The organism is Herbinix luporum (assembly GCF_900070325.1).
GTDB lineage: Bacteria > Bacillota > Clostridia > Lachnospirales > Lachnospiraceae > Mobilitalea > Mobilitalea luporum.
Window position 1 is genome coordinate 2,404,888 of the sequence record NZ_LN879430.1, and the last position, 20,848, is coordinate 2,425,735.

Below are 20,848 nucleotides of genomic sequence, written 5' to 3' on the forward strand. Positions count from 1 at the left end.
TATAATATTGAAAATAATATAATCAATATTAAATAAGAGGAGTTTATTATGAACAAATATGTTATTTTCTACATAATAGGTTGGATTTTAAATATTGAAGCCGCCTTTATGTTATTACCTAGTATTTGTGCGATAATATACAAGGAAAAGAGTGTTTTTGCATTTTTAATAACAATAGTTATATGTTTATTTATAGGAATCCCATTATCTCTAAGAAAACCTAAGAATAGAGTGTTTTTTGCAAAAGAAGGGTTTTTAATCGTAGCCCTTGCTTGGATTGTCATTAGTATTATGGGTGCTTTGCCCTTTTATATCAGCGGACAAATTCCCAGTTATGTAGATGCTCTTTTTGAAATCATCTCCGGATTTACCACCACCGGATCTAGTATATTAACAGATATTGAGGCCATGGATTACTGTATGCTATTTTGGAGAAGTTTTGCCCATTGGATTGGAGGTATGGGAGTTTTAGTTTTCCTTCTTGCTATTTTTCCCATGACAGACGGAGAAAGTATTCATATTATGCGGGCAGAAAGTCCGGGCCCATCTGTTGAAAAAATCGTTCCCAAAATGAGAACTACTGCCATCCTGCTCTATAAAATCTATCTGGGAATGACCCTTTTACAGATTGTACTACTCCTTCTAGGTGGTATGCCCTTATTTGATGCCCTAACTATCACTTTTGGTACTGCCGGTACAGGAGGATTTGCCATTAAAAATACCAGTATTATACCATATACCAGGTATCAACAGGCGGTAGTAACTATTTTTATGTTCTTATTTGGTGTGAACTTTAATATTTATTATCTAATTCTATTAAGAAAGTTCAAAGAATCCCTAAAAAATGAGGAGTTAAAGTGGTATATTACTATTGTAACCTCAGCAATTATACTAATTTCTCTTAATATAGGTGGGATTAAAGGATTTTTCAAATCCATTCACCATGCTGCATTTCAGGTTTCATCTATCATTACCACTACCGGTTATGCAACGGTAGACTTTAATTACTGGCCCACATTTTCAAAAGTAATTCTTGTAATTTTAATGTTTATCGGAGCATGTGCCGGAAGTACAGGCGGTGGTATTAAGGTGTCCCGTATAGTTATTTTACTTAAATCAGTGCGGCATGAAATATCATACCTAACCCAAAAACGTAGTGTGAAAATCTTAAGAATAAATGGTAAGAAAATATCTAATGAGACAGCCCGTTCCGTTAACCTATATTTTGTTGCCTATATGTTCATATTTACAGTTTCATTACTGATAATTTCCTTAGATAATCATGATTTCACCACCAGTTTTACGGCTGTAGCATCCACTCTTAATAATATAGGACCGGGTTTGGAAGCTATAGGACCTATGGGAAACTTCAGTAATTTTTCTAACCTGTCTAAATTTGTTATGATGTTTGATATGTTAGCAGGAAGACTCGAAATATTCCCTGTACTTTTGCCAATATCACTTGGTATAAGCAAAATTAAGAGCCATAAATTAACCTTACCTAGGTAGTGAGGCCCCTTCCTTGCTATAGGGAATTAAAAATTCAGGTATCCCCGTAGCATATGGAGCAATTTCATACTGTTGAAAGTAAATTACAACCCCATCATAAGTTAAATAGAAGTTACTTAGGCTTAAATATTGCTTTACCAAGTTTTCATAATCATCAAAATATAGGCTAGACCCATTTTGAACTTCATGTCGTATTTGCTCTATAATTGCATTTATATAATATTCTTTTATATTAGTATGGGGAGGAAATAAATTCATCAGGGTTATGGGCCTGCTACAAAATATATCCCAAGAATCCGAAGTACGTATAGTTGACCCATGGGCTCCTCCCCTATATTCATAACAATCAAAATATAAGCTTAAGATACAACTTAGATTAAATGTTACATTAAAATCCACATATACCTCATATTGTCTTAGGGGAAATTGATTTATAACAGAATATTCATAATCTACCATAGCCTCTTGATATAAGTTCATTATATTCTTATTTATGTAAATCATGGCCTTGGTACTATAGTAGGCATTTATCTGGTCCAATATAAGCATATTATCCTTGGATAAAAATCTGGGATAATATATGGTATATGTTAAAATAACTTGATTTTTATAATACAGTTCCTGTGTTAAAACATTTTTACTTATAACAAAATGGCAGCCCGGCATATGATTTCTCCTATAAAGGATTTATTTAACATATCATATGCCGTAAATCGGCTGCCTATTCTTATCTTTATTACCTTATGGGACAAACTCCGTTTTCACATTCCTGATCAAGAATATCATGTTCTTCTTGGTCTTCAAATCTAGCTAAAAGCTCATAATCAAAGGGCTTAAGTTTCTCAAGTCTTGCCTCATAATCCTCCTTTGTAGTTCTTTCAAAAGGAAGCAGAGGATAAGTCTCCTCCATTAAAGGCAAGAAGGTTATTCCCACAACATAGTCAAAATTATCATATACCCACTGGGTTACATCATCCCATTCATGGTCTCGTACATGAACGGTAATAGAAGTATTATGATCGGTCCAGTTTTCCATGGTCATTTTATATAATTCCAACTGCTCTATGGCACCTACATCATATTTTGTCCTTCCCTCCGGTGCCTTTATGGGAAATTCTATTACCTTAATTGTGCAATTTTCATTAGACTGACCAATTTCATTATATATAGGATAGCAGCCTAAAGCCTCAACCATTTTATATAAGGGATCGTTTACAGAAATTCTTATTCTGCGGATATAATAATTAGAGTGAGCAAAATGAATTCCGCTACTTACACATGGTAGGGTAGATAAAGTACCTTCAGGCTTAATGGTTGTCATAAGCTTAGGGGGCTGTATTCCCAGTTCATTACAATAACGCTCTCCCTCTTTATGAACTTCTTTTTTTAGACTTGCTAATAAAGCTGCAAGATCATCATAGGTCATGCCGGTTTTATTAACCATATCCATAATACCTGTAAGTGAAACCCCAATAATCCTATCTTCCTGCATCACCTTATTCCACTGGGGAAGTTCTACATCGACCAAGGTCATCCTTATGGCTACCCTTGTTGACAGCCTAATTGTTTCCTTTAGTCCTTCTTCATCAAGAACAGAGCCCTTAACAAATCCCATAAGATTATTGGTGGTAAGATTACAGCACTGCTTAGACTGGAGCAAAATTTCTCCACATGGATTGCAGCCCTGAAATGTGGACTTTCTTCTTAAGGCCTCAGATCCATTGATAAAACCGGGCTCCCCATTAATCTTAATTGAGTCTATAATTTCCTTTATTCTCTCCTTAGAGGGGCGCTCGGTATAGAGTATAGAGTTATTGCTCATCTTTCTGTGAGAAATCTCCGTATCTTCAATCCAGTTACCGTCTACAACCTTATAAATATTACGCTTTGCATTTATTACTTCTTCATCATCCTCATCACAAATTACCATCATGGCACTTCTTCTGACACCACCGGATACCACATTTTCGCTGATAATAGTGGCAATATCAAGTATATCAATAGTCTGCAAGCTTCCATCCTGCCTAAGGCTAACAACCTTGTTGATTTTTTCAAACATCCGCTTAATAGATTTATGTCCGGATGCTCTCCCACCAAATCTTTTTAGCCTTTCACCCTCAGGTCTAACATAACTATAGTCAATAATAATCCTTGATACATCCTTATATTTGTCTAAAGTAATCAGCTTAAAATAACTTTCTAATGCAGCACACCAGCCTTCTTTGCTGTCTCCTACTATAATAACCGCAATAGAACTATCCTCTTCATCCCAGATACATCTGGTATCTTCCATTAGCTCTTTGGAAGTATTACTTCTTACGGTCTCATCATACCTACCCTCCAAATTAATAGGGCGAACCTTAGGAAGCTTACTTACCAAGTCTTTTGTGATACGGATTCCTACACCGCTTCCCACCATCAGAAGATAAAATACATCTACTAAGTCGGAGAACTTTTCTATATTTGTAAAGGCACAATTATAATTGGACAGAGGATAATTTTCTACGATCTCTGTACCACCCATATACAAGGTTCTTCCTGAGGTAAAAGTCCTTAAGTTAAACAAGTGGTCAAATAATAACTGGGCTTCCTTTATTTCCTCTTCCATATTAATAGTTAGGCCCATTTTCTTTTTATACTGAATTCCTAGATTTATATTATATTCTGTTGTCCTTAGAACCGTTTCAAACCAAGTCTCACGTCTTTTTTTATCCTCCAAATATCTAGAATAGGTTCTAAGATATACAAACTCGCCGATATGGCTTAAGGGTGTTTTTGCATTTCTATATGTACTTAAAAATGCTTCAGATAGTAAACCTTTCATTTCTTCCTCCAATCCTATATATCCAACAATACTAATATTTTAACCCATTATTAAAAAATTACCCTGGATCTTACTTCGAGCACAATATGTTGTGTTCATTATTATACATAACTACTATATGTGTGTCAACGACTAATTGAGAATAATTATCAACTCTCAGCCATAAGACCTAATTATTATAGCGTAAAATTACTTTAAGTTAAAAGCAAAGAAATAAATATAGAGAATATCACTTTGTGTTATCATTAAGTTGACAAGACCAAACAACAAACAAAGGAGGATATTCTCTATGAATAATAGTATACAACATTTTTATGAAAAAGGGTTGGTAGAATTATCAAAAGCTGCAGATATTTTTTATAAGAATCCAGAAAACCTTGATGACTTTATTGATGGAGTTATAAAGCCATTATTAGAATTCGGTATAGAATACGTCACTGAAGTTTTACAGGATGCGGATGAGTGCATAAGAAACAGCAGACAAAGGAGAGTAAGCTGGAATATCAATCGGAAGGAGAAAACACAGCTTCTCACCCGCCTCGGGAACATTATTTATGAGAGAACCCTGTTCCAAAACAAAAAGACAGGGAAATACAGTTACTTACTTGATGATGTAATGGGCATTGAACCGCATACAAGAATGACAATAGGTGCAGAGGCTGCACTTATTGAAGAAGCCATCGATTCTAGTTACCGAAAAGGTGGGCTATTTGTAAGTATGACAGACAGTGTTAGTAAACAAACTGTAAAAAACAAGATTCATGAACTAATCATTGAGGAACAGCTGAAAGTACCAGAAATAAAAAAGAAGGTAGAAGTCCTATATATAGATGCTGATGAAGACCATATCGCAGAGCAGGCCTATAGTGGGGAAAAAGGAAGTACCATTATAGGAAAAATCATTTATTTGTATGAGGGAAAAGAGCTGGAAAATGCCAAAAGCCAAAGATATAAACTAATAGGAAAACATTACTTCGGAGGAGTATATGAAGGAAGAAAAGGAAATGAGACTCTATGGATGAAGGTATGGAAATATATAGACAATCATTATGATACAGATTATCTGAAGCGTATATATATAAATGGAGATGGAGCAGACTGGATCAAGGCAGGATGCGTCATGATAGCAAAGAGCCATTTTGTGTTGGATAAGTATCACCTAGCAAACAGAATAAATGTTGCGACAGCACATCTCCTAGATAGTTCTGTTGATGCAAAGGCAATGATATACGAGGCTATCAAAAGTAAAGACCGTAAAGATTTAAAAAAAGCATTTGAAAAGATTAAGAATGTAACAGAAAATGAAAAGAAGCTGAAAGAGATTGAAGAAAGTGAGAAATATATCCTGAACCACTGGAAAGCAGTGATTATACGTATAGGAAATCCAGAGGTGTTAGGGTGTAGTGCAGAAGGCCATGTAAGCCATACGTATTCAGCAAGGATGAGTTCAAGACCAATGGGCTGGAGTCGCCATGGTGCAAATCAGATGTGTAAGCTTAGATGCTATAAAGAGAATGGCGGTAAAATCATAGAATTAATTAAAAAGCAGAGGGAACTAGCTGAACTAGCAAAAACCGGAACAGATGATGAACGTATAATGGTACAGGAATATATCATGTCAGCACATAGAAAAAGAGCACTTGATGATTCGTACTACATAGACCGGATACAGGCTTCAATCCCTGGATATACAGCTAAGAAGGTAATCTGGTTTAATGCACACCTAGGAAATATATAAATGATGAAACGTAAAGGGATACTTCTATATATTTTCAACTTAAAGTATCTTGACGCTATCCTATTTTTATTTACATCTTTTAATATTTTATCTTTTATGTTATAATCATTATACAAATTAATCAGTCCTTTCTAAAATGGATTACAATCAGTCCTTACTGATTACCTAGAAGGGACATAAAAAAGAGTATAAATATCCCTTGTGGTTATAGTTTTTTCTTAGCAACTAAATTATAACACAGGGATATTTTTCTGTCTAGAGATAATATGTAAAAAAACAAGGTATAAATCTCAACAAAACCCAGTAAACACAATACTTTAGCACACATCAATTCAATTACTAGTTATTTCTATAGTATCAAGATAAGAAGAAAACCAAAAAAAAGCACCAAAAGTAGCGATTTTTTTTGCCCTTTTTGGTACTAATTTTTCATCTTGAAAATCCTCTGTCTATTTTTCTATTTCTTTGGATTTCTTTTTCTATGGATTTATTAAACTTTTCTGCCAAACCTTCATTAATTATAAAATTACTTAATTTTTCTACTCTTTTTTCTAGACTTATAATTTTATTTCTTGTATCTGCCTTTTCTTTTAATTCTGCTAAATCTACTTTTTTAATATTTTCTTTTTTTTCTTCAATCAATCTATCAATCTCTTTTTCTAAGTTTTTAACTTTTCTTTGCAAATTAACGTTAGTCTTCTTAATGGCTGTAGTATCTTTTCTATAATTTTTAGCCATGTTTTTAAATTGTTCAAATGTATCTTTTTTAATTTCTACATAGTCCTTTTTAAATAGCTTTTCTTTAGCCACTATTTGCTCTAATTTCTTTATTTCATCCTTAGCTATATCTATCATACCTAACTCTCTTTTATAAGCCTGTAAATCGTTTTTAAGGCTTTCTAGTTCTATTTTAATAGTTTCTCCTTTAAGTTCATTAATAGATTTGTTACCAGCCTTTGTAGCGTCGTTTAAAATGCCTATATCACGACCAAAGACTTTTTCCATATGATTTTCTAGTTTAGGGTGAAACTCCTGCAGGTGCTTTCTAGTTATTAATTCCTTAGCAGATACTTTTAGATCTCCTTTTTTCTTATCTGTAACTACTGGAATAAAAGCAAAATGCATGTGTGGGGTAGTTTCGTCAAGATGAACAAAACTAGAAACTACATTTTCTTTACCATATTCTTTTTCTAAAAAATTGTAAGTTTCTTTGAAAAAAAGTTCTTGTTCCTCTTGTGTTTTTATCTTTTCAGGTAAAGTTACAACCCAATCACACATAATATTTACATCTTTACGATTTAAACATCTTACTTCTGAAGTTCTTTTCTTAATAAACTCAAGCTGATTTTTATCTTCTGCAAGATTATAATTTAACCTGGTCTTTTCTGTATCAATATCTTGATTTCCAAATTTAATATACTCTTTATTCTCCTTTTTATATCTTTCAAAGTGTCTTGTAAGTCCCCCAATTTGATTTCTATTTACTTTCATCAAATGAGCCAAAACATAACCCCCTTTACTGCATACCAAAATTCAATTTCGACATAAAAATAAGACAATCTATTTCACATTAAGATTACCTTATTTTAGCATATTCCATTTTGGTATAGCAAGTTATACCAAAAATTTGGTAACTTGTAAGGGGAGTACCCCTTAACCCCCTTTAGATCCAAAACTAAACTTCAAAGTTTCCGTTCATTTTTATAAAATCAAGGTAGTATTTTTCAAGAAACCCACTTGAAAAATCTCCACCTTGATTTTATAAATTTCATCTGCTACTTACAAAGTAAGGCGAAGGTGACAAAGATATAGAAAAAAATAATCTTTCCTTCGCCTTAAAAAATTTTAGCAGATGAAATCATTCTCTAGTTTTGTTAAAAATATAAAAAGAACCTGATAGGCTCAGGTTCTAAAGATATATTTGTAATTCTTCTTTTATCATTTTTATTGTTTCTTTATATTTGCTTAACAAAGGTTACCTTTGGATATTATATCAGCTATTAAATTTTTACCACATATGTTGATTGTTTGATTTTGAAAAATGTCCATTATGAATCTAACATCATACATAAATATAAGTTTTTGATACTTCGGGGATAATATTTAAATCAACAAGATTTCCCTAGTATATTTTATAAAATATATAGGCTATCTTTCTCATATTCTTTTTTATCAAAAATATCCTTCAACAACCTCTTGTCTATTGAAAAATTAACAAGTTCATTAATAAGTAAATTGTTTTCTTTTGACTTTAGAACATTTAAAAGTTCCTCTTTGGTATCATCACAATATATTTTCCACTCTTTTTCATAAGTTGTTATTGAATAATGTTTATCATTATACACAAATTCAACTTCTCTACCTATTTTTATTTCATCTATTAATTCTTGGAAATTCATGATTTTAATCCCTCACTTTCCCAGGCTTTTTCCAATAATGTCTATGTGGAAATTTATGCCCAACTCCTCCATGACTATAATCTATATCAAGTTCAGCATTCCCGTTCTTATCATAATACCTTCTTTGTTTAAGTTTCCCATTTTTATCTTTTAAGTCTTTAGAAGAATATTTCTTACCTGTCTTATTTAATCTTGACCCTGTTTCAGTACTATGATTTTTAGTTTTTGTTCCCTTTTCTTTAGCAGATTCATACTCTTTAGCTTCTGCTCTTGCTATTAACCATGATTTAACTTTATTAGCAATCCAAGAACTAACTTTAGAAAGAACAACGCCACCTACGTAAATACCACCTAATGTTACAACTACTTTTCCAACTCCTGGAATATACCAAGTCCCTGCCATTATCTTCATAACATCATCCATAGGCATTGCCATAGTTGATCTTGTTTGGAGGTTATTTATAGGTTCTTCTAAAATATTATCATCATATAAAATATTTGTTTCAGATGATATTTTATAAATCTCTCCTTCATAGGACTCTAAAATTTCAATAAACTCTCTTTCACTAACCTTAGTACCATCTTCAAGAGTAATCACTAATTTTTCTTGTTCAAAACTATCTGCAAAAACCCCTGTTGTAAAAGATAACATCATTACAATTACCATAAGTAAACTAATTTTTCTTTTCATAAATTAATCCTCCTTTAATCATAATTGAAATAAGTTTGATATTATTATAACAAAAAGCATTATAATTTTACAATAAATCAATTTGTTTAGAAAAGCCTTGTTTATAATTTTATTTAATAAACTAATTCTTTATTTCTCTATATCGTCTTCTATAACCTCCACTAATACATAATTTTTTATACCTATATTCCACTGATACCTTAAAATTATATTTGTTAGATCTTCTCTTAGATCTTCATTGTCAGTATTAATTAAATCTCCTTCTTCTGTATCATCTAAATTTAATTCCTTATGGACTTCTTTAAATATAAAACCAAAGGCAGTTAATCTTTTTCTATGTAAAGCTCTATCTAAAGTTCTAACTACTTCATCAGTTAAATTTTCTTTAATATTTCCTTCTTCATCTCTAATTAAAAAATCTTCTGGCTTAACTGTATATTTTGCAGTTTCTGCTACTACTTTGCCAAAATCTTTTTCTTTATTCTCTTTTATTCTTCTAATATCAACTACTGGAGTATAATCAACTTTTAAACAAGACTTCCAAAGTTCAGTCCAATTATTTTGGGATAAATAATATCTTGTATCTGTAAAATAACTGTCATTTACAGCTAAAATCATATGGAAATGTGGGTGGTACTTATCAAAATTAGGATTTTTATCTCCTACTTTAAGACCTATTTTAGAATAATAATCTCTTTTTTTAAGATACATTTCATCAGTTATAAACTCATCTTTATCATAAGTTACTTCAAGACTTCTAAAATAACCCTTAACTGCTTGTTTAAATGCTTTTCTCCTAGTCATTATATTAAAAGCTTTTGTCATTAAATCTAAGGTATCTCTTAAATCTTCTCCATAACAATTTTTAACTGTTAAGGTTAAGAAAATGTATTTATAATTATAATTTTCTTCTACATAATCCATTACCCTAGATACTTGTCCAAATATTTTTAATGACCTTCTCCAAGAACACATTGGACATAACCTCACTTTACAAAAATTTGCATTAGATAATTTTAAACTATTATCAACTGCTAGTCTAAACTCTAAAAAAGTAGAACAATCTAAAACCCTATAATACTTATTAGAGCCTATTCTCTTATAAGAATCAGCTAAATCTAAGGTACTTTTCTTTCTTTCTTTCCAATTATTATCCTTACTATTTTTATATAGCGTAAAATTACTTTAAGTTAAAAGCAAAGAAATAAATATAGAGAATATCACTTTGTGTTATCATTAAGTTGACAAGACCAAACAACAAACAAAGGAGGATATTCTCTATGAATAATAGTATACAACATTTTTATGAAAAAGGGTTGGTAGAATTATCAAAAGCTGCAGATATTTTTTATAAGAATCCAGAAAACCTTGATGACTTTATTGATGGAGTTATAAAGCCATTATTAGAATTCGGTATAGAATACGTCACTGAAGTTTTACAGGATGCGGATGAGTGCATAAGAAACAGCAGACAAAGGAGAGTAAGCTGGAATATCAATCGGAAGGAGAAAACACAGCTTCTCACCCGCCTCGGGAACATTATTTATGAGAGAACCCTGTTCCAAAACAAAAAGACAGGGAAATACAGTTACTTACTTGATGATGTAATGGGCATTGAACCGCATACAAGAATGACAATAGGTGCAGAGGCTGCACTTATTGAAGAAGCCATCGATTCTAGTTACCGAAAAGGTGGGCTATTTGTAAGTATGACAGACAGTGTTAGTAAACAAACTGTAAAAAACAAGATTCATGAACTAATCATTGAGGAACAGCTGAAAGTACCAGAAATAAAAAAGAAGGTAGAAGTCCTATATATAGATGCTGATGAAGACCATATCGCAGAGCAGGCCTATAGTGGGGAAAAAGGAAGTACCATTATAGGAAAAATCATTTATTTGTATGAGGGAAAAGAGCTGGAAAATGCCAAAAGCCAAAGATATAAACTAATAGGAAAACATTACTTCGGAGGAGTATATGAAGGAAGAAAAGGAAATGAGACTCTATGGATGAAGGTATGGAAATATATAGACAATCATTATGATACAGATTATCTGAAGCGTATATATATAAATGGAGATGGAGCAGACTGGATCAAGGCAGGATGCGTCATGATAGCAAAGAGCCATTTTGTGTTGGATAAGTATCACCTAGCAAACAGAATAAATGTTGCGACAGCACATCTCCTAGATAGTTCTGTTGATGCAAAGGCAATGATATACGAGGCTATCAAAAGTAAAGACCGTAAAGATTTAAAAAAAGCATTTGAAAAGATTAAGAATGTAACAGAAAATGAAAAGAAGCTGAAAGAGATTGAAGAAAGTGAGAAATATATCCTGAACCACTGGAAAGCAGTGATTATACGTATAGGAAATCCAGAGGTGTTAGGGTGTAGTGCAGAAGGCCATGTAAGCCATACGTATTCAGCAAGGATGAGTTCAAGACCAATGGGCTGGAGTCGCCATGGTGCAAATCAGATGTGTAAGCTTAGATGCTATAAAGAGAATGGCGGTAAAATCATAGAATTAATTAAAAAGCAGAGGGAACTAGCTGAACTAGCAAAAACCGGAACAGATGATGAACGTATAATGGTACAGGAATATATCATGTCAGCACATAGAAAAAGAGCACTTGATGATTCGTACTACATAGACCGGATACAGGCTTCAATCCCTGGATATACAGCTAAGAAGGTAATCTGGTTTAATGCACACCTAGGAAATATATAAATGATGAAACGTAAAGGGATACTTCTATATATTTTCAACTTAAAGTATCTTGACGCTATCCCTAATTATATCACACTTGCAAATAATTATAAAAAGGTTTATAATTGGTAAAAATAAATATATAAAATTAGCGATGATAAAAGCTACGATTTATGAACATCTTCAGAGAGCCGATGGTTGGTGTGAATCGGTGTTGGGCTAAATCTTTCCACTTTTGGAGCTATTGGCGATGAGTCAAAGGCTGGTACCCTTTATAGTACTATCGAGTGGCCGATATTATTTCGGCAATTTGGGTGGCAACGCGGATCCTTCCGTCCCATATTTTAGTGGGGTGGGAGGTTTTTTATTACCTATAAATAATAAAAGGAGGAAGATTATGATTGATTTAAAGTTTTTAAGGGAAAACCCTGAAATAGTAAAAGAAAACATCAGAAAAAAATTTCAAGACCATAAGCTTGAACTGGTAGATGAAGTTATTGCTCTTGATATTGAAAATCGTAATGCAAAACAGGAAGCGGACAACCTACGCCACGAGCGTAATACCATGTCTAAACAAATCGGTTCCTTAATGTCACAGGGAAAAAAAGAAGAAGCCATGGAACTTAGAAAGAAAGTTACCGAGCAATCTGACCGCTTAAAGGCATTAGAGGAAAAAGAAGCGGAACTTAATGAAAGAATTACCCAAATTATGATGACTATTCCAAATATTATAGACCCCAGTGTTCCCATCGGTAAGGATGACAGTGAAAATGTAGAGGTTCAAAAATACGGTGAACCGGTGGTACCGGATTTTGAGATACCTTATCATATAGATATAATGGAAAAGCTAAATGGCATAGACCTAGACAGTGCCAGAAGAGTGGCGGGCAACGGCTTTTATTATCTTATGGGAGATATAGCCAGACTTCATTCTGCTGTTATTTCTTATGCCCGTGATTTTATGATTGACCGGGGCTTTACTTACTGTATTCCTCCCTTTATGATTCGCAGTGAGGTTGTTACCGGAGTTATGAGCTTTGCAGAAATGGAATCCATGATGTATAAGATAGAGGGAGAAGATTTATATCTGATTGGCACCAGCGAACATTCCATGATAGGTAAATTTATCGATACAATAATATCTGAAGAAAATCTTCCCCAAACCCTTACCAGCTATTCTCCTTGTTTCCGTAAGGAAAAAGGTGCCCACGGTATAGAGGAAAGAGGAGTATACCGCATTCATCAATTTGAAAAACAAGAAATGATTGTAGTATGCAAACCAGAGGATAGCATGATGTGGTTTGATAAGTTGTGGCAGAATACCGTGGATTTATTCCGTTCCTTAGATATTCCCGTAAGAACCTTAGAATGCTGTTCCGGTGATTTAGCCGATCTAAAAGTTAAGTCCGTAGACGTTGAGGCTTGGTCTCCCAGACAGAAGAAATATTTTGAAGTTGGAAGCTGTTCTAATCTAGGGGATGCCCAGGCTAGACGATTAAAGATTCGTGTAGTCGGTGAAGGTGGTAAGTATTTTGCCCATACATTAAATAATACCGTAGTCGCACCTCCTAGAATGCTTATAGCATTCCTTGAAAACAACTTAAATCCAGATGGCTCTGTCAACATTCCTGTGGCCCTGCAGCCTTATATGGGTGGAAAAACCATTATAAAATAATTTAGATAATATTCAAAAGATAAAGCTGTTCAAAAATAGTTTGAACAGCTTTATTTTTGTATCTATTTTCTTAGCTCATAGAATCTCATATTCTTTATGTCCCTTGTATAAACACTGCCATCTTCTAAGTCCGGTATGGTTACTTCATCTATAATTTCCCCATTCTTATATAGAGCTACGGTTTCTCCATCCTTAAGATTAAATCCGGCTCGTATTACATTATCACCGGAAGTATCCATATTATTTTCTCCGATAATCTTTAGACTTTCACCATTTGCTATAATCCTAGAGGGAAGTATTAACTTACCCGGTTTGTCTTTATTATCGGTAACAGAATATCCTAAGGTTGAGACATCCTCATCATAAGGATTGTAAAGTATAATATAATCCATATCTCCATCAGAGCTTATCTCACTTATAATCAGCTTGGGGTTTTCTGCCTTTTCTTTAAATACAGATACCACCTCAACATTTCCGTCAACAATCATAGAAGAATTAATAACAAGTTCTAAGTCATATACCTTCTCTCCATTAACTATCCAATAATCTAGCTCTTTACCTGCAGGAAGAATTGCGGTAATAACCGTATCATAGTCCGGATAATATTTACCTTCAAATTCACTATATGTCTCAATATTATTAATTCTTACTCCTCCTTGATTATCAGGATAAACTTTAAGAGTATAAGGGGCTCTAAGTTCAAAATACTCACGATATTTTCCTAGGGTATAAGTTACCCTATTAGAACCATAGGATTTGATAACTTGTATCTGTTGAGGCAGATTAGAAGGGCGCACCCAGGCAGCTATTAGATTCTTACCATACATTCGCTGCTGTTCATTCATACGGGCAGCATTCATTTCATCCAGTACCTTATTTAAATTGTCCGGTGAAAATGCTCCATTAATTAAATCCAAGGTTCTTTTTACAAAGATCTCTCTACAATCCTTCCTCATCATCAGTTTGCTAAAAAGGGGACTTTCTTTTTTCATTTGCCCCGACTTACTGAAAAACTTTTGCAAATTATCTACCCAAGCACTTGTTCCATATATGGAAAAACTATAATCAAGATCGTGAAGTAAATATCTCCATTTTCCATCAAAAGGAGCCTGTCTGTAATCCTCCCCTTCTGCAGCATAATAACGATAAACCTTATAATTGTTATGGGGCCAGTCTTCATTACCTATAAAAATCTGCAGGGCATAATAGGAAATATAATTCTCCACATCTATTACTTCACAAAGTTTCTTATAAACTGCATCATCTGTCAAATCTTCATATGCATATGAATAAGCATTCTCATAATCAGTTATGGCATAGCTATTTGCTCCATCTTCATCTTCTTCTTTATAATTTTCTCCCCCTTCTAGAATTTCAAAGGTTCCCTCAAAATCTCCGTAATTTTCTTTAAAATATTCATCACAGTATACTTCATGGAGCCATAGATGTCCCCGGTATTCCCCGTTTATAAAAACCGCTGCGGGACGTACTGCCTGATAATCTTTATAACCGGCCTGCCCTGCTAAGGTTTGAAACAACTCATCCCGAATAAAAGCAAAACCGTTGTCATTACCGCAATTACGAAGTACCAGTCTCTTAAAAGAATCTATAATTGTACCGTCCCCGCTGCCCCCTCTTTTATAGGGGAAAAATTCATAACGGAATTTATTATTAACCGGATCATATTCTTTTCTGGCATATAATTTAAGGGATTTTTGAAGATTGGCTCTGGACCAGCCCCCGTATACACGAACCCCTGCCTTCTGGCTGATTACTGCTGTTCCGTCCGGTTCTAAAACTTCAAGATAAATTTTCCTCTCGCTTTCCCTACCACGCATATTATAATTGGCTGGATCAGGAGGCTGGATAATGGCATGGGGGTTTTCTTTGATATAATCGTCTCTTAATTTTCCTTCTATTAATATACCGTACTCATAGTCATAGAGATTATAGGGATCACTGATTATAGAAAATACCAGGGTGTCAAAACGACTATGTACTTCCTTACCTACAAAATAACTATGTGTGATGGTATCAGTCTCAGTCCCGTCTTCATAATAACCCTTAGCTTTAATGCAATATAATTTAGTTTCTGTCCCTGCAGTCAGTTCAATTTTATCACTGTATAATTCCTTGCTTTTATCAGGATCAGAGCCATCCCTTGTATAATAAATCTGACAGGGCTTGTCACTTTCTATCTCAATAAAGACAGTATCCTCATAAAAATAATCCTGCTGCACAAATGAAATACCTGGATTTAATGTATCTTCAACTGTATTATCTTGAAAGTTCTCCTCTATACCCTCATCTGAAAGCATATTGCCGGGACTTTCTTTAAGTCCACCGGAAAAAAGTAATAATAGTGTCATAATAAGAAGCGGTAGAAACGATTTCAACAACCTTGTAGCCACAAAAATCCCCCCTTTTACTTACCTTTTTATGTGTATTATACCATAAATTTCCTATGATTAAAATAAAAAGGTGAAATTTAAGGGGGATTTTATTTTTAAATTATTTAATTATCTAGTAGATTTTTTATTATTAAGGGCCGCATCATTTCATTATCTTCATGATCTAATAAATGACATATCGGCCCTTTCTGAAGGGGCTAATAAAAGAGAAGTCAACTTTACAGGATGTTTTAAAAGCCCCCCATCACTGCCTATTTGTATAAATTCCATACCATTAGACAGACTTAGATTATAGAACCTGGAATTAGATCCGTTTAATATCCTAAAACGGTATTGGCGCCTTTCTACATTAAGATTAGGCCATGCCTTGCCGTTAACTACTATAATATCTCCAAAAAATCCCGGGGACCAATAGGGATTTACCTGAGGAGTCAAACCTTCGTTATTAAATAACAAGGAACCGTCTGTATTAAACATCTTATCCTGAATTAGAAGGGGAATCTCATAGTCTCCACTGGGCAGATCTAATCTTTTTTCTGAAAATTGCTTTTTACCGGCCTTGCCATCCCTTAATAAATAAAATTCTGCAAGACCTGCATACACATTAAGCCTTGTTATACCCAAGGCATGATCATGATACCATAAAGTTGTAGCTTCCTGAGAGTTTGGATAGATATAGGTTGAAGATGTAAAACTAGGTCCATGCTTTCTGTTATGTGTAAACCAAGCATCGGGGTGACCGTCACTATCTGATTGCACCAGACCACCGTGTAGGTGGGTTACAGTGGGCACCGGATACTATGCTTCTTTAAATCCAGGAGGAAAAACAGGCCAAGGTTCTTGAGGATGCATTGGCATATTGTTGGGATTAGCCCAATGCAAGGTAGGATCTACCGGCAAAAAATGCGGTCCTTTAATTCGATTTTTCCATTTAACTATAATAGGTGTATTACATATTGCTTCAAATGTACTTCCCGGAGAGCTAACATGGTATTTTACTCTACCGGTCTTTGGATCCTTAACCAGGCCCCCGTAGCCATAAACTTGTGTCTCAGGAAATCCAGGGGGAAGTATCTGCTGTTTTGTCTTTCTTATATCTATACTATAGTAATGAGCCCTTTGGGGACGGTAGCTTTTTTTTTCATAAACCTGGCTTTAACTACACGGGGATAAAAAATCAAAGGTTTTTCAAGCTGATTAACATACTTTGGAACTGTCATAGAATCTAATTTTTCTACTGATGGGCTAATTTGATCAGAAGCATAATCCTTGCTTTTACTGTCATCTGTTTTATGAATATTTTTACAATCAAACAAAAAAACACCTTCTTTCAAATGTATTTATAATATATTATGAAACATTCGACATAAAGGTGTTATTACCGACAGGTTTTTTACAGAGTTTTCTTTATAATTTTACAATAATCGCCTCATGCCCTAGCCTAGGAAGAAACTTATCTATAACATCTTCTGTCCTTAGACGGATACTGGATGTGTTAATACAGGGATGGCATACCAAATATGGTTCCTCAAGAAGCTCCTGATCTATAATTAACTGAACTTGATTCTCCCTATCAAAAATCAATCCCATAACACTTACAGAACCGGGAGTAAGACAAAGCAATCTTTCCATATCCTCAAAAGGGCCAAAGGAAAGTCTGGCACTTCCGATTTGTTTTGACAAATCCTTTGTCTTAAACTTTTTATCCCCAGGCATAAGTAAGAGGTAAAATTTTGTCTTCTGGGCATTACATAAAAATAGATTCTTACACATGGATGTTTTAAATATTTCATCTACCTTCTTACATGCCTCCATGGTTTCTAAAGGCTCATGGTCAATTCTCAGATACTCTATTTTTAGTTCATCCAGCAAGTCATATGTCTGCAGCTCCTTTTGTGTTCTTTCAGAAGTATCTGTGGGTCTTCCCTTGTGTATTGTATAACTCATCTTTCCCTCCAAATTATTTATCATTCTTTACTAACTTATAAATACCATTATTTCGAGTTAAAATATTTTCTCCCACCATTTCCCTTCTTAGGGTACAAAAATCATCATGAAAATCAGCTATAATTATATTTACTTCTCTTTCTGTATACTCCCTATCAAAGTCAAAAGCCTTTGCTATTTCCTCTAATATAATCAATCTTTTCTTTCTCTGTGCCGGTATATTTTTTAACTTACCATATACAAAGAAATTTTCAATAACCTTTTTCCTGTAATTTTCTTCTCTCTCCTTTTGAATTTCAGCCTCGGAGGACTCCTCTTTAATAAGATCAAGAATGGTGGATTTAAACACATCCTCCTTAATGCTGTAAATGGTATAGTATTGATCCTTCCTTGATGTAACGGCACCTACACTTTCAAGCTTTTTTAAGTGAAAGGAAATGGTTGAGGCAGTTAGATCCAGTCTTTGGGCCAATAACTCCACATACATATCCTCATGAATTAATGATTTGAGAATCTGCAGCCTAGATTTATCTGCTAAACATTTAAATAATTTAATTACATCCGCTTCATTCATATATAGCCTCCTAATTTAAAATCGAGATAAACTGCTCCTTTAGTTCCTTAGCAACTGCAAGCTTGGTTTCCTCTATAACCTGCTTTTTTACATCCCCATAGGCTATAGCCTTCGCAAGTGACAGTTTCCAATTAGCAGGAATCGTATCAAAGCGAAGTAGGAAATTAGTATATAGGTTTTTATTATTAGATACACTTAATTCCTTACCTTCTAGCTCTTTGGTATCCCTAATAAATAGAGTCTTAAAAATATCGCAGATATTAGCTTTTATCTTTTCAAAGTCGGCTTCATCTTTACGATCCTCCGCTTTATAAATTTCACATATACGATTATACTCCCCTATTTTTTTGTCTAAATAAGAGATATACTTTTCTTTTACTTGATTCATACTTACCCTTCTTTCATTCATATTAATATAATATTTTTATAATATGATAACATTAAAACTATTATGTGTCAATCTAATTTTATATATATCTAATTACTTTTCTCTATTTTTTAAATTAACCTTGTTTGATTGCAGTAAGTCCTTTTTTATGGTATATTATTGAAATAAATTCCGTACCGGAGGTGCAAGATGAATTTACTACACTTAAAATATGCTGTAGAAGTGGCAAAGACCAAATCAATTAATCAGGCTGCTAAAAATTTATATATGAACCAACCTAATTTAAGCAGAGCCATTAAAGAACTGGAAGACTCACTTGGGGTAAATCTCTTTCGTCGTACTTCAAAAGGTATAATAGTTACACCCCAAGGTGAAGAATTTCTAGTACATGCACGAAATATATTAGATCAAGTCGATGAAATAGAAGCCATGTATAAACAGGGCAAATCCTCTAAACAAAGATTCTCAATCTCAGTCCCCCGTGCTACATATATTTCCGCTGCTTTTGCAGAGTTTATAAAACTTATAGATCAAACAAAACCTATTGATATTTTTTATAAAGAAACCAATTCTATCCGTGCCATACAAAATATCCTGCAGTCCAATTATCAACTGGCAATTATACGGTATCAAGAAGTGTTTGACCGTTATTATGAAACAACATTCAATGAAAATGGACTTTCCTATGAACTAATTAATGAATTTAGTTATTGTATCTTAATGTCTAAAGGTAATCCTCTTTCTTATAAAAAGGTTCTTGAAGCTTCAGACTTAGAAGATGGAGTAGAAATTGCTTATGGGGACCCATATGTCCCAGCCCTTTCGGCCACGGAAGCAATAAAGGAGGAATTTTCAACTAATATAAATAAAAGAATTAATATATATGAAAGAGGAAGCCAATTTGATTTACTGCTAAAAGTACCTAATACCTTTATGAGGGTATCTCCTCTACCCCAAGAGTACTTGGACAAATACAATCTGGTACAAATCCCGTGCAAATCCGACAAGCGGATATATAGGGATGTGTTTATCTGTAAAAAAGGCTACCAATTGACTGATTTAGATAAACTTTTTCTTAAAAAAGTAAAAGAAGCCATAGAAGCAAGTAAATTATAATTCGAGAAAATGGGTATCTTTTACTCATATATTGTATGTTTTGCACAATAAACCCCATCATGTTTTATATGTTTTGTAGGGTATCGATAATGGTATATCGATAAATATATATCGATATACCATTTTTATATTTCACTTTTTTACTTACTCTTGTTAAAATACTAACAAACAGGAAGATTTTATATTTCATATATAAAGGAGGGATAACAATAGAACAAAAATGTATATCCCCTGTTACATTAAAAAGACTGCCAACTTATTTAAGCTATCTTAAATCCCTGCCTGAGGATGCTTCTTCTTATATATCTGCCACTGCCATAGCAAATGCACTTCAGATGGGTGATGTACAAGTAAGAAAGGATCTAGCAGCAGTCAGTGATAAGGGAAAGCCTAAGGTTGGATACAAGGTAAAAGACTTAATTAATGAACTGGAAACTTATTTAGGTTGTAACAAGATGGAAGATGTGGTTTTAGTTGGTGCAGGAAAACTGGGAAAAGTCTTACTAAATTATAAGGGTTTTGAGGAATATGGCATTAATATAGCTGCCGCATTTGATATAAATGATAGTGTAATAAGTGATACAAATATTCCAAAACCTATTTATCATCTTTCAAAGCTAACTGATTTATGTAGCGAAACAAAGATACACATGGGCATACTTACAGTCCCGGTAGAAAATGCACAAAGTGCTTGTGATTATATGATACAGTGTGGAATTCGGGCTATTATGAACTTTACACCGACCCCACTTAAGGTACCAGGTAATGTACTGATACAAAATGTTAATATAGCAGCCTCCCTGGCTTTGCTTTCAAAACAATTATCAGAGCAAACTTATAATATGATGTAAACTCAGAAAGGAGATTA

The 20,848-nt window shown here is 33.7% G+C and carries 18 protein-coding genes and 1 other annotated feature; of the genes, 6 read left to right on the forward strand and 12 right to left on the reverse strand.

Translation table 11 applies throughout. From position 1 onward, the window contains the following. The first annotated feature begins 48 nt into the window (after positions 1-48). On the forward strand, positions 49-1,509 hold the full coding sequence (locus tag SD1D_RS11135) for a TrkH family potassium uptake protein (RefSeq protein WP_058258978.1): 1,461 nt from the start codon (positions 49-51) through the stop codon (positions 1,507-1,509). Here the strand turns inward: SD1D_RS11135 and SD1D_RS11140 are convergent. Next, entirely contained in the window at positions 1,498-2,175 is a 678-nt protein-coding gene (locus tag SD1D_RS11140) for a DUF3298 and DUF4163 domain-containing protein (protein ID WP_058258979.1), read from the reverse strand. The two genes, SD1D_RS11135 and SD1D_RS11140, sit on opposite strands and share 12 nt — an antisense overlap. Positions 2,176-2,245: 70 nt before the next feature. Then, positions 2,246-4,333 carry a ribonucleoside-triphosphate reductase, adenosylcobalamin-dependent gene (nrdJ, locus tag SD1D_RS11145; protein WP_058258980.1) on the reverse strand — a complete coding sequence of 696 codons (2,088 nt, stop codon included), beginning with the start codon at positions 4,331-4,333 and terminating at the stop codon, positions 2,246-2,248. A gap of 289 nt (positions 4,334-4,622) precedes the next feature. On the opposite strand from nrdJ, the gene SD1D_RS11150 reads away from it, so the two are divergent. Continuing rightward, positions 4,623-6,071, forward strand: a complete 1,449-nt coding sequence (locus SD1D_RS11150) for an ISLre2 family transposase (protein ID WP_058258981.1) — start codon at positions 4,623-4,625, stop codon at positions 6,069-6,071. A gap of 429 nt (positions 6,072-6,500) precedes the next feature. On the opposite strand, the gene mobV is transcribed toward SD1D_RS11150, so the two are convergent. The 4 genes from mobV to SD1D_RS11170 all read right to left on the reverse strand — a co-directional run bounded on the left by mobV (position 6,501) and on the right by SD1D_RS11170 (position 10,256). Next, positions 6,501-7,574 (reverse strand): MobV family relaxase, encoded by a 1,074-nt coding sequence (mobV, locus tag SD1D_RS11155; RefSeq protein WP_058258982.1) that lies wholly within the window; start codon positions 7,572-7,574, stop codon positions 6,501-6,503. 629 nt (positions 7,575-8,203) lie between these two features. Beyond that, positions 8,204-8,470 (reverse strand): hypothetical protein, encoded by a 267-nt coding sequence (locus SD1D_RS11160; RefSeq protein WP_058258983.1) that lies wholly within the window; start codon positions 8,468-8,470, stop codon positions 8,204-8,206. A 4-nt stretch (positions 8,471-8,474) separates the two neighbouring features. After that, positions 8,475-9,161, reverse strand: a complete 687-nt coding sequence (locus tag SD1D_RS11165) for a hypothetical protein (RefSeq protein WP_058258984.1) — start codon at positions 9,159-9,161, stop codon at positions 8,475-8,477. 129 nt (positions 9,162-9,290) lie between these two features. Further along, a complete protein-coding gene (locus tag SD1D_RS11170; protein ID WP_278319667.1) occupies positions 9,291-10,256 on the reverse strand; it encodes a protein rep in 966 nt (321 codons plus the stop codon). A gap of 185 nt (positions 10,257-10,441) precedes the next feature. Here SD1D_RS11170 and SD1D_RS11175 point away from each other — a divergent pair, with 185 nt between their 5' ends. Both SD1D_RS11175 and serS read left to right on the forward strand, forming a co-directional pair. Continuing rightward, positions 10,442-11,890, forward strand: a complete 1,449-nt coding sequence (locus SD1D_RS11175; RefSeq protein ID WP_058258981.1) for an ISLre2 family transposase — start codon at positions 10,442-10,444, stop codon at positions 11,888-11,890. 124 nt (positions 11,891-12,014) lie between these two features. Next, positions 12,015-12,212, forward strand: a binding site (T-box leader). Positions 12,213-12,266: 54 nt separating this feature from the next. After that, entirely contained in the window at positions 12,267-13,544 is a 1,278-nt protein-coding gene (gene serS / locus SD1D_RS11180) for a serine--tRNA ligase (RefSeq protein WP_058258986.1), read from the forward strand. Positions 13,545-13,606: 62 nt separating this feature from the next. Here serS and SD1D_RS11185 read toward each other — a convergent pair whose 3' ends face one another. The 6 genes from SD1D_RS11185 to SD1D_RS11210 all read right to left on the reverse strand — a co-directional run bounded on the left by SD1D_RS11185 (position 13,607) and on the right by SD1D_RS11210 (position 18,864). Continuing rightward, complete coding sequence (locus tag SD1D_RS11185; protein WP_058258987.1) at positions 13,607-15,955, reverse strand: CotH kinase family protein; 2,349 nt, start codon at positions 15,953-15,955, stop codon at positions 13,607-13,609. A 156-nt stretch (positions 15,956-16,111) separates the two neighbouring features. Next, positions 16,112-16,714 (reverse strand): cupredoxin domain-containing protein, encoded by a 603-nt coding sequence (locus SD1D_RS11190; protein WP_058258988.1) that lies wholly within the window; start codon positions 16,712-16,714, stop codon positions 16,112-16,114. A gap of 338 nt (positions 16,715-17,052) precedes the next feature. Continuing rightward, a complete protein-coding gene (locus SD1D_RS11195) occupies positions 17,053-17,271 on the reverse strand; it encodes a hypothetical protein (protein WP_058258989.1) in 219 nt (72 codons plus the stop codon). 91 nt (positions 17,272-17,362) lie between these two features. Beyond that, positions 17,363-17,902: a prolyl-tRNA synthetase associated domain-containing protein gene (locus tag SD1D_RS11200; RefSeq protein WP_242955223.1), complete on the reverse strand. Its 540-nt coding sequence runs from the start codon at positions 17,900-17,902 to the stop codon at positions 17,363-17,365. Between the two features lie 13 nt (positions 17,903-17,915). Then, positions 17,916-18,476, reverse strand: a complete 561-nt coding sequence (locus tag SD1D_RS11205) for a DUF2087 domain-containing protein (protein WP_058258991.1) — start codon at positions 18,474-18,476, stop codon at positions 17,916-17,918. Between the two features lie 10 nt (positions 18,477-18,486). Beyond that, entirely contained in the window at positions 18,487-18,864 is a 378-nt protein-coding gene (locus tag SD1D_RS11210; protein WP_058258992.1) for a hypothetical protein, read from the reverse strand. Between the two features lie 189 nt (positions 18,865-19,053). Between SD1D_RS11210 and SD1D_RS11215 the strand changes: the two genes are divergently transcribed. Next, positions 19,054-19,980: a LysR family transcriptional regulator gene (locus tag SD1D_RS11215; protein WP_058258993.1), complete on the forward strand. Its 927-nt coding sequence runs from the start codon at positions 19,054-19,056 to the stop codon at positions 19,978-19,980. A gap of 224 nt (positions 19,981-20,204) precedes the next feature. Next, positions 20,205-20,831, forward strand: a complete 627-nt coding sequence (locus SD1D_RS11220; RefSeq protein WP_273231742.1) for a redox-sensing transcriptional repressor Rex — start codon at positions 20,205-20,207, stop codon at positions 20,829-20,831. The last annotated feature ends 17 nt before the right edge of the window (positions 20,832-20,848 follow it).